The sequence below is a fragment of the Nodularia sp. UHCC 0506 genome, assembly GCF_034931045.1.
GTDB lineage: Bacteria > Cyanobacteriota > Cyanobacteriia > Cyanobacteriales > Nostocaceae > Nodularia.
Genome location: NZ_JAYGHH010000004.1, coordinates 32,990 through 44,815, shown reverse-complemented (window position 1 = coordinate 44,815; position 11,826 = coordinate 32,990). Strand labels below are relative to the sequence as shown.

Sequence of the window (11,826 nt, the reverse complement as noted above, 5' to 3'; positions counted from 1 at the left end):
CTAATTGGGTAAGTATTTGGCTAGTTTACCCAGGATGAATGCCATGATTTTTTTCAGATTTGGGTGCTTTTTAATCTGGCTGGCTGCTAGGGGACCAATATGATAATAATGGTGAATGAATTTCCTACCTAATATGTGTTTACTCAAATATTGATCTCGGAAGTAACGATATTTAATTACTTCTGCTGCATGGGGTGTACCATAGGTAGCCGTGACTACAAAGCAATCTTCTGATGAATTATTAACTGGTTGATATTGGGATTGATATTGCGGTTTTTTGACAAGTTCGGCGGCAGCTTTTTCTAATTGAGCAAAAAATTCAGCGTTTAATTGATATATGGCAGGATATTTTGATTTGATCCGCTTTGCAGATGCAATCACTACGCTGTCGCTTGAGTCGGTAATTTCTGAGATTATATCTTGGACAATTCGCTCTTGTTCATAGGCAGAATTTTCTGAACCTAGTGCGTTAAGAATGCGGAATGCTGCTAATCTTTTGAAACCGTTGATAATTTGATAGTCATCTTTGAGCAGATCATATTCGTTGAAGGCACTCACAAGTTGGGAAATATCTTGCTGTATTTTGACAATTTCTGCATTATCAGGACTAAACATTTTTGCTGCTGACATGAATGTTAGTGCAGCTTTTAATGTATCGGGGTTGATGTATTTCGCTCCCACTTTCACTAGTTCAAAGCCAATGAGAGCAAATTTAGCTGCAACGTATTTGCGGATATCTTCATCTGCTGGTAAACAAACTATAATCCTGTCGGCTGTGGCGGTAACTTGTTCTAATTGATTGCTGCGTAAATGAATGATACAAATTAAGAACAAAGCATCAAAGTCTTGAAAGTCAATTTTACCATCTGCGCCTATTGCTTTTTCCGCCCATTTTAGTGCTGCTGTGTAATTTTCTTCTGCTAAAAAAGTTTGCGCGATCGCCATAAAAGGTTGTGAATTAAATGGCTCTAAATCAATCGACTTTTGAAAGCAACTTCTAGCTGTTTGATAGGATATAGAACGTCGGCTATCTTCTTTTGAAATAGTCTCGGCTTTTTCTTGGTAAGCACAACCAAAGTTAGACCAATATACAGCCACATCTGGATTTGATGTAGTTAAAATTTGATATGTTTTTGTAGCTTCATCCCATTGTTGATTATGGACATAACATAATCCTAAGCGATTACGAACTGAATCTGCACCAGGAGAAAGCACCAAAGTATGTTTGAGTAGTCGAATTGCTTCTGTCCAATTTTCCTCTTCCATTCTCTCTTCAGCTTGACTGAGCAAAACGACAATTTGTCCACCATGCTGCTGTAGAGAATCATAGTTTTGTTTAGCTTTAGCATCGGATAGGGTTTCATAAGCTTCTCGAATTACCTTGAACCGTTCGGGATCTTTCTCTGGTGAATGTTTGCGTACCAGTCGATAATATGAACGTCGGATTTCTTCAGGAGATGCTTGGATAGGAATATTCAGCGTTTGGTATAGTTCGTAAGCCATTTTTGTTACACCCCTAATTGGTTTTCCCATTCAAACATCATGTCTATGAGGCGATCGCCAGCCGCATCAATATTGGTAGAATTGTCAACAGTCAAGGCTTCTTTCAAATCCATCACCGCACGAGAAAGAGGTGATCTTTCCTGGGGTGGAATACCAGCCATAAACCGTTCAGCCTTATTAATCAAGCTTTCATACTGCTTGGCGCGTTCATGACGTTTCCACAAATCCTGAATACGCTCAGTGGAAACTCGTTTCTCCTGTTCACTCATGCGGATTTTTGAGGGTGCGAAAGCAAATTCAATACTTCTGTGAATATCGGGGATACTGGCTTTAACTGTAGCGCACCCACTAATATCGTAAGAAAACTCAATTTCAATCGGATAAGGATTACCATTAGAAGCAGGAGGAATATCTGTAATTTCCCCACTAGTTCCTGTATATTGAGTATCTCCATGAAGTCTCGCTTTACCTGTGTGATCTTGATATAAACGCACCTCAACTTGTTGCTGTTCAGCATGAAGTAAAGTGTAAGTTTTTTTGACAGAATAAGGAATCGTCGTATTTCTTTCAATCAACGGTTCATAAGTCAACATGACTTGTCCGCCAATCATGCTCACAACGTCAATTCCTAAGCCAAAGGGGGCGACATCGGTTAAAATTATCCCATTTTCTTCATTAATTAATCCTTGGGCTAAAGCAGCTTGTACACAAGCACCAATCCCTACAGCTAAATCTGGATTAACATCTAACTTTGGTTGTTTCCCAAACATTTCCGCCACCATATTTCGCACGGCGGGAATATAGGTTGTCCCCCCCACTAGCAGCACTCTATCAATTGCACTAGGGCGGATTTTCTTAGCATTTAAAGCTTCTCGGATACAAATTCTGGCTCTTTCTAAAAGTGGTTCTATCGCTTGTTCAAATTCCGTGCGCGTAATTTCCACATCCAAATCAATTCCTTTGCCATCTTTTGTAGCAAAATAGGGAATACGGACATCACAAGACTGTTCTATAGAAAGTGTTTTTTTGGCTTGTTCTGCTTGTCCCTTCAATTCCATTTCCCGGTTTTCAACTGCAATTTCTGCATACTGGGCGGCAAATTTTTGGAGTAACAGAGAAATCATCACTGCATCAAAATCTTTACCACCCAACTCAGGATCACCAAAACTACACTTAACATCTAATACTCCTTCAAACATTTCTAAAACTGAAATATCTAAAGTTCCGCCACCAAAATCAAATACAACTAATTGTTCTTCAGAGGCAATATTTTTGATCCCAAAAGCTAAGGCGGCGGCGGTGGGTTCATTGAGTAAACGTAAAACATTTAAACCAGCTATTTCTCCCGCATTAAAAGTTGCTTTACGCGCCGCATCAGGAAAATTAGCCGGGACAGAAATCACAACATCTTGAATAGGATGTCCTAACGCTTCCTCAGCATTTTCCTTTAACTTGCGAAGAATTAAAGCAGCTATTTCTTCTGGGCGATAAACTTGTTCTCGTAAAGTAAAAACTGCCTCAGTTCCCATACTTCGCTTGCTTTCTCGCACCCCAAAACCCTTGCGGTCAACTATTCCCCTAGCTGTTTCCCCAACCAGAAGTTTTCCCCGTTCATTAATAGCCACAATTGAGGGAATAATCGGAATTTTGGTAATCGGGTCAGGAATTGGTAGAGGTTCATTATTCTTGTAAATACAAATTTCCGAAGTAGAAGTACCCAAATCAATACCAATAGCGTAATTGCTTTTCATGATGCAAATTTCCTGATAATACTTTTGGTGGTGATACAATCAAATCAATCTGAAAAATTATTTCTCAAAATTCCATAAAACTCCTAATATTTCTTCTCCTCTGTTAACTCTGTGTCTCTGTGGTTCGTTAAAAAAACAAAATAGAGTGTCACGCAAAGGCGCAAAGGAATGAAGACATTACATACTTTGATTGAGCAATGTCTAAACTTGCGATATCTCAATCGGTTTAGATGCTTCAGAAACAGTAATATTTTCCGGCGCAATTGCTAGAATTACCTCAGCTCGTTGCAAAACCTTTGCACCTGATTGATAACCCCAATGTTCGCATTTCAAAATAGTTCCAGATTCAACATCTGATGATGATTCTTCACTTTTAAATTCGTGTTGGCTGTCGTCAAATTTATCCTGGAGAGTGGGAGCAATTCGATAGAAACCACATTTGTTAACAATGCGTTCAAATTCCTTGAGATTTTTCTTCAAAGATTCCTGAACATCTGGATTTTGTTCTAGTCCTAATGCTCGTTCTAAGAGTTGAAAAAATTCAATAGTGCTTTCCTGCCATTTTTCTAACTCACGCTGCAAATTCCCTTTTTCTTGACGCACTTCTATCGAGAGTTTTTCAAGTAATTTGTGAGTTTCTAGAAACCTGCTAAATTCTTGTTCAATTCCGTTGTATAATTGTTCTACAAATTCACTATTGTCTTGAATGGCAGCAGTATTGTTATAATATTCTTTGCCAACTCTCTTTAAATCATCGATAGCTTTTGGTAAGATACCCACAAATTCTTGGTCTTGATTTCGCAGGTATATCCATAAAAAGAAGCTACAAGAAGCTAATAGGTAAACTGCGGAAATAATGAAGAGGATATCGCGCTGAATTTTAATTTCGTCGTTAGGTAAAACCGCAAATCCAAGTCCGACTAGAGATGTGATGAAAATAATGGCTGTAATACCATAAAGTAGCCAATATTTTTTGACATAGCTGGGGATGGGATGTTTATCGTTACGCATTGACAAGACTCCTGGGGATTTTTCTGTGTGTGTACATACTGAGATGACTTTTTGTCAAGAAATATCAATGTTCAATTTGAACCGTGATGATGATGACATTGTATATCCACACTAGAAGATGCCTCTTCCAATCCTTAGCAGGTTTCTTTTCTTTGATGGAGGTTGTTTAGGGTTCTCACTGGGACAAGTTTTTTCTGTCCCCTTGCGGGGAAATGGTTATGAAAAACCCCATACTGTTATGACGGAACTGATGAAGAGGTGAGGTTTCCGTCCCCTTGCGGGGAAATGGTTATGAAAAACAGGGTGGGTGGGTTGAACACATCAATAGTTAGTAGCGCTGTTTCCGTCCCCTTGCGGGGAAATGGTTATGAAAAACCCAAAGGTCTAGTCATTTTGATCAAGGCTTTTCACAATGGCACTCTAGTTTCCGTCCCCTTGCGGGGAAATGGTTATGAAAAACGTGTTTAGCTTAAAGTTTTAAACTTTAAGCTTTGAGGAGTTGTTTCCGTCCCCTTGCGGGGAAATGGTTATGAAAAACTTATTGAATAAATGAAAAACCCCTAATAGGTGAACTGGTTTCCGTCCCCTTGCGGGGAAATGGTTATGAAAAACTTGTTGCTAGGATGTCTTTCATTTTCCAATAGATAGCTTTTGTTTCCGTCCCCTTGCGGGGAAATGGTTATGAAAAACTAAGTTACAGAGGTCTAGCTCACCTTTGCTCATAGTGTTTCCGTCCCCTTGCGGGGAAATGGTTATGAAAAACATCTACCAGAAGTAGATTATACTGTTTACCTAAAAGAAAGTTTCCGTCCCCTTGCGGGGAAATGGTTATGAAAAACTTTCATTAATAGTGGAGCCTCAAAACTTCTATAAGTTTAGTTTCCGTCCCCTTGCGGGGAAATGGTTATGAAAAACCTGGGCATACTACCTCAGCGACTAACCATCATGACAGAACGTTTCCGTCCCCTTGCGGGGAAATGGTTATGAAAAACGGATTAAGCGTTTTAATCCATTTGATAAGATTACGTTGCCGTTTCCGTCCCCTTGCGGGGAAATGGTTATGAAAAACTATTCCTTTACAGCCTTGGATGGGGCAGCCTACAAAAGTAACAGTTTCCGTCCCCTTGCGGGGAAATGGTTATGAAAAACGATAAGGATCTACTACAGAAACTAAATGATCTAATACAACGTTTCCGTCCCCTTGCGGGGAAATGGTTATGAAAAACAACTTCTAACCAAGTATCTGAATTGCAAGCTCAATTAGCGTTTCCGTCCCCTTGCGGGGAAATGGTTATGAAAAACTTGTCTGTTTGCTCATGTTCTGCTACATACCAACTATCAGCGTTTCCGTCCCCTTGCGGGGAAATGGTTATGAAAAACAACTTTGTAAATGAATTTAAAACAAATAGTATTACTGGTTTCCGTCCCCTTGCGGGGAAATGGTTATGAAAAACTCCTCACCTACGCCTTCAGCAGAACCACCAATGAAAGTGTTTCCGTCCCCTTGCGGGGAAATGGTTATGAAAAACCAGCTTGCTGTAACCCAGCTATTCGGGTATTACAACCAAAGTTTCCGTCCCCTTGCGGGGAAATGGTTATGAAAAACTCAGTATGGTGTTAAAGGTGCTACTCTTATCACTAACGTTTCCGTCCCCTTGCGGGGAAATGGTTATGAAAAACAACGTGAAGGAGAAAACTATGAATATGCCAAACATAGCCGTTTCCGTCCCCTTGCGGGGAAATGGTTATGAAAAACTCTAGAAGCTGAAGAAAGAGTAGGTTCAGATAAATTAGCTCAGTTTCCGTCCCCTTGCGGGGAAATGGTTATGAAAAACGGAACTAATTATGAAGTTATTAATGAGTACATATTGGGACTAAGTTTCCGTCCCCTTGCGGGGAAATGGTTATGAAAAACTTCACTATAGCCATCTCCTTTATATGGAGAAGCATATAGTGTAATCGTTTCCGTCCCCTTGCGGGGAAATGGTTATGAAAAACAAAAACTATGGTAACTTAGTTGCTGTCAAAGATAACACTATTCGTTTCCGTCCCCTTGCGGGGAAATGGTTATGAAAAACGGATTCATATCAGCAGGATCATCATTACCATAGTTATCGTTTCCGTCCCCTTGCGGGGAAATGGTTATGAAAAACACAAACCTGAAACAGAGGTAGAGCAACTAAAGAAAGCTGTTTCCGTCCCCTTGCGGGGAAATGGTTATGAAAAACCTCATACTGCCATACAGATAGCTTAGTAGCTTTCTGCATTGTTTCCGTCCCCTTGCGGGGAAATGGTTATGAAAAACGAAGGGGAATTAAACAATTACCAAGTAAAAGAATGCAGGTTTCCGTCCCCTTGCGGGGAAATGGTTATGAAAAACTAACTATGCAGTATACTGTATATGGTATTGACACAGAAGGGTTTCCGTCCCCTTGCGGGGAAATGGTTATGAAAAACTATAAGAAAGGAAAGCTAATAACAGATCTAGATAATATAAAATGTTTCCGTCCCCTTGCGGGGAAATGGTTATGAAAAACGACTATCCCCAACCTTCTAGTAAAGAGTGGCATCACTTAAGTTTCCGTCCCCTTGCGGGGAAATGGTTATGAAAAACGAAACTGTAATTCAATTAATTGAATTAGGTGAACGTATAGAGTTTCCGTCCCCTTGCGGGGAAATGGTTATGAAAAACCAAGGGCTTACCAAACTTTATGCACTGCTGCTGAATCTGGTATTGTTTCCGTCCCCTTGCGGGGAAATGGTTATGAAAAACAGTAGCTAACATGGCTTTTGTTGTACTTCTGCACAAAGCTATTGGTTTCCGTCCCCTTGCGGGGAAATGGTTATGAAAAACGACTTATAAATTTATCTACCAGAGGTTCCTTCAAGAGTGGTTTCCGTCCCCTTGCGGGGAAATGGTTATGAAAAACAAGCGTACTTTTAATCTGGAAGCTTGTTCAAATAAATTAGGTTTCCGTCCCCTTGCGGGGAAATGGTTATGAAAAACCTACAAAACCTTTACCATTCCATACATGAGTAGCTACGTTTCCGTCCCCTTGCGGGGAAATGGTTATGAAAAACATCTGTGTAGGAGACTTTAAAGCTCCTATGGGTAGCATGATGTTTCCGTCCCCTTGCGGGGAAATGGTTATGAAAAACCTAATTGGAAATGGGGAAAGTGAGGAAGAAGCTTGGGAAGAGTTTCCGTCCCCTTGCGGGGAAATGGTTATGAAAAACTTAATGGCTATATGTTCAGTAAAATACTACTAACATGTTTCCGTCCCCTTGCGGGGAAATGGTTATGAAAAACGGCACAAATACCATTCTGAATATGTTTAGGTATAAGTTGTTTCCGTCCCCTTGCGGGGAAATGGTTATGAAAAACCTCAGCGACCAACCACCATGACAGAACTAGTGATGAGGGGGTTTCCGTCCCCTTGCGGGGAAATGGTTATGAAAAACGAATAGGGGGAAGTTTACTTCCCCCTTAACTACTTAAGTTTCCGTCCCCTTGCGGGGAAATGGTTATGAAAAACGTAGGATTAGGTGGAAGATCAATTATTATTCATGAGCCGTTTCCGTCCCCTTGCGGGGAAATGGTTATGAAAAACAAACACATAGTCTACTAATTATTATAAATTAGTAGACTAGTTTCCGTCCCCTTGCGGGGAAATGGTTATGAAAAACTTTAGATTTAGCTGGCAAGCCTATCTTCTTAATTAACCCTGAAGGTTTCCGTCCCCTTGCGGGGAAATGGTTATGAAAAACTTTACTGAACTCACTTCACAGTAAAGGATACAATATCATGGCGTTTCCGTCCCCTTGCGGGGAAATGGTTATGAAAAACTTAATTCATGCTCATCAGTTTGAATCATTCTTTATTTCTCTGTTTCCGTCCCCTTGCGGGGAAATGGTTATGAAAAACCTTAAAGCTTCACCTTGTTTGTTAGGTAGTAATAGCGTTTCCGTCCCCTTGCGGGGAAATGGTTATGAAAAACGAAGTTTAACTCAAGAAGAGGTAAACAGTTTAAAAGCTACCTGGAGTTTCCGTCCCCTTGCGGGGAAATGGTTATGAAAAACAACCAAATAATTTCATTTTCATTCAACTGTAACCTACTATCAAATGTTTCCGTCCCCTTGCGGGGAAATGGTTATGAAAAACCCTTCTCCTATTAACTTAAACACTGGAGTTAGTTGTTTCCGTCCCCTTGCGGGGAAATGGTTATGAAAAACCCTAATTCAAATTAGGGGGTAGTTTAGGGTAACTAGGAGGTTTCCGTCCCCTTGCGGGGAAATGGTTATGAAAAACGGTTTTGGAAACCGGGGGGGATCAAAACACCGGAACTTGTCGTTTCCGTCCCCTTGCGGGGAAATGGTTATGAAAAACGAAATTCTAGAATGTCCGGGACTGCACCCATAACAGGAGTTTCCGTCCCCTTGCGGGGAAATGGTTATGAAAAACAGGTAAAGAAGGAGTAGCTGTATGTTGCCATGAAAAGAGTTTCCGTCCCCTTGCGGGGAAATGGTTATGAAAAACCTTTTTTATTGAACTTAGTAAATCAAAGGGAAACAGTCAGGTCTAGTTTCCGTCCCCTTGCGGGGAAATGGTTATGAAAAACTTAAAGTAATTACTGCCCACAAGGTTGTGAAGAGTAAAGTTTCCGTCCCCTTGCGGGGAAATGGTTATGAAAAACTTGACCCAGAACAAGACAACAACTTGATGAGTAATTGGACTCCTGAGTTTCCGTCCCCTTGCGGGGAAATGGTTATGAAAAACGCTTCTGAGTTGGATTTAACACAGTTAAGGTTTTTACCAGGTTTCCGTCCCCTTGCGGGGAAATGGTTATGAAAAACACACTGAAGTATTCATCAACAGCAATGCTACCATTGTTTCCGTCCCCTTGCGGGGAAATGGTTATGAAAAACCTAAAGGATATTGCTTCTGAGCAAATTAATTCTATTAATGAAACGTTTCCGTCCCCTTGCGGGGAAATGGTTATGAAAAACCTTACACTATAGGTTGGTTATTGTGAACCAGATAAGTTCTTCCTGTTTCCGTCCCCTTGCGGGGAAATGGTTATGAAAAACCTGCGAGGGTAAAACAGATCAATGAGACTAAGTATAGTGTTTCCGTCCCCTTGCGGGGAAATGGTTATGAAAAACAATTAGGATGGTTATATGGTAACAGTTATAGTAGATGGGTTAACTACCCAGAAGACTAGTTTCCGTCCCCTTGCGGGGAAATGGTTATGAAAAACAAGCTATGCTAAATAAAAATAAAGAAGAAGTTTCAAGTTTCCGTCCCCTTGCGGGGAAATGGTTATGAAAAACTTTATATTCAGAGGTACTACACAAAGTATAGTTAGCAAGTTTCCGTCCCCTTGCGGGGAAATGGTTATGAAAAACTCAAAACAGGAAAGGACACCTACGCCACACTCTCTACGTTTCCGTCCCCTTGCGGGGAAATGGTTATGAAAAACACTGCATTTCAACCCAACATCATTTAATGACCAAATTCGTGTACGTTTCCGTCCCCTTGCGGGGAAATGGTTATGAAAAACCTAAAGAACAGCAAACAAACATAGCAGGACTAACTGAAGGGTTTCCGTCCCCTTGCGGGGAAATGGTTATGAAAAACTTTAGCTTGTCCAAATAGCTCTTTAACTTGCTGCGGTACTTTGTTTCCGTCCCCTTGCGGGGAAATGGTTATGAAAAACTTGAAATTCCAAATGACATTCCATTTCCAGAAATCTGGAAAGACGTTTCCGTCCCCTTGCGGGGAAATGGTTATGAAAAACCCTATGAAATGGAAACCATTGTCATATTTAGTTTTCAAGGTGCTGTTGCGCCGGACTACGGAAATTGCTATGTAGCGAACCTTAACCGTAGTGTAACTGAAGAATTAAATTCAGCATAATCGGCTGTTAAATTTAATATAGCAGCAAAACATCAACGAGTCAAGTCAAAAACTACCAATTTACTCTTATTCACAAATCTTTACTCAATCTCATGCCTCCTACCTCCCGGCGACAAATTTTCCCACTGCTCTACATACCGTAACATAGTGCCAAAAGCTGGCAAAAACAACACTTTCAGCACTTGTATTCCCGCAAAATTCATACACTGAACTTTACAAAATTAAATAATCTGGCGGTTCATAAGGTGGTGAACTTCCATAGACTCGCGTTTGCTGCTTGGCTGTACTATCCAACGGGTAAACCCGCAAATTATCCTCACTAATTTTAATTACCTTTAACCAGCGATTTTCTAACTGTTGTGTTAATGCTTTTTCATCTAACGGACACTCAAACACCGAATATTGCACCCGTTGACAACGCTGTTCAATCAATTTGGCTAATTTAGTCCGGCGCTTGTCGTCCGCTACGTCATAACAAACCAACCATAACTTAGTCATTTAATTACAAAAGCCTCATATTCCAACCGTGAATTTACTAAACAACGTCCTAAACTCCGCGCCTGTTCTAAGACAATTTGACTCAAACTCAAGCGGCGATTTTGCGCCGGATACAAAATGGGGGTGTGAAAACGGCGTTCTAATTCTCCCAAAAACAGCTTTTTTGCTAAAGTTCCTAACCAAATACCCTCTCCATCTGGGGATGCCTGAAAGTCTTCGCTTTGCAATAGGTCTGATTGAATAATGGATATTACAGATTGGTCTACTATGATTGGTCGAAATTCTTCCATTAAATCTAAAACTAAATTGGGACGATAAGGTTCAATTGTATGAAAAAAGCCTAAATATGGGTCAAGTCCTGCTTGGACACAAGCGGAAAATACTCTTGCTAACAAGACTCCATAACCCCAACTCAACAGTGCATTAATGGGATCTAGTGGCGGGCGGCGATTTCGTCCACTAAAGTTCCATTGGGGCGGAAACCAATGTTTGAGTCCTTGGTAATATGTGCGGGCGCAAATACCTTCAATTCCCATGAGTTGATCTCGGTTTAAGGGAGTGGTGAAATTACTTAAACGGGAGGAATAGGAACTGATTAAATCTATGGCTTCGGCTAATTGGCTAATTTCTCCTTTTGTTCCCCGGTTGCGACGTTGTAGCAATACTCGTTGATTACGAATTTTGCCGATTACCAATTTTTGAGCTATGGCTAGGCCAAAGGTGGTTTCCACTGTACGATATTGAGCGAGGCGAATTATGGGGTTTGTGGCAAATTGTCCCTGGAGTCGTCCGCGAAATTGTCCATCTTGACGGAGAAATATGGTTTCTATGCCTTTGTCAAGTAGTTGGGCGATGACGACATCTGTTAACTGTACTCCTGGTAAGACTACTACTAAGGTGATTTCGGCTATACGGCAATTTTGGGATTTTTCTTGTTTGGTGATGCTTAAGGATTCGTTGCGGTAGCGAATCACGGTTCCGGGTTCTGTTAAGTATAGTGTGGTCAAGTCGCTTTGCTCCAATTCAAAATTCAAAATTCAAAATTCAAAATTCAAAATTCAAAAAAGTCCGGGATATTCAGCGTTGGCAATTAAAATCGCGGCTACACAAACAAGGTCTGACTATTTGAAAATTAAGGTTTTTAAC

Annotated in this window: 5 protein-coding genes and 1 CRISPR repeat array; all 5 genes read right to left on the bottom strand. The window is 40.7% G+C overall.

Annotation, left to right across the window (positions count from 1 at the left end; all coding sequences use genetic code 11):
* Window positions 1-1,503: a CFI-box-CTERM domain-containing protein gene (locus VB654_RS04680; protein WP_323212342.1), complete on the bottom strand. Its 1,503-nt coding sequence runs from the start codon at window positions 1,501-1,503 to the stop codon at window positions 1-3.
* Between the two features lie 5 nt (window positions 1,504-1,508).
* On the bottom strand, window positions 1,509-3,254 hold the full coding sequence (locus tag VB654_RS04675; RefSeq protein WP_323212341.1) for an Hsp70 family protein: 1,746 nt from the start codon (window positions 3,252-3,254) through the stop codon (window positions 1,509-1,511).
* A 201-nt stretch (window positions 3,255-3,455) separates the two neighbouring features.
* Window positions 3,456-4,265 carry a nucleotide exchange factor GrpE gene (grpE, locus tag VB654_RS04670; protein WP_323212340.1) on the bottom strand — a complete coding sequence of 270 codons (810 nt, stop codon included), beginning with the start codon at window positions 4,263-4,265 and terminating at the stop codon, window positions 3,456-3,458.
* A gap of 190 nt (window positions 4,266-4,455) precedes the next feature.
* Window positions 4,456-10,063: a CRISPR direct-repeat array (repeat unit 37 nt; unit sequence GTTTCCGTCCCCTTGCGGGGAAATGGTTATGAAAAAC).
* 332 nt (window positions 10,064-10,395) lie between these two features.
* The gene (gene cas2, locus VB654_RS04665) at window positions 10,396-10,680 is read right to left on the bottom strand and encodes a CRISPR-associated endonuclease Cas2 (protein WP_323212338.1); all 285 of its coding nucleotides are present in this window, start codon (window positions 10,678-10,680) and stop codon (window positions 10,396-10,398) included.
* Complete coding sequence (gene cas1 / locus VB654_RS04660; RefSeq protein ID WP_323212336.1) at window positions 10,677-11,714, bottom strand: CRISPR-associated endonuclease Cas1; 1,038 nt, start codon at window positions 11,712-11,714, stop codon at window positions 10,677-10,679. The genes cas2 and cas1 overlap by 4 nt, the downstream gene beginning before the upstream one ends.
* Between the last annotated feature and the right edge of the window lie 112 nt (window positions 11,715-11,826).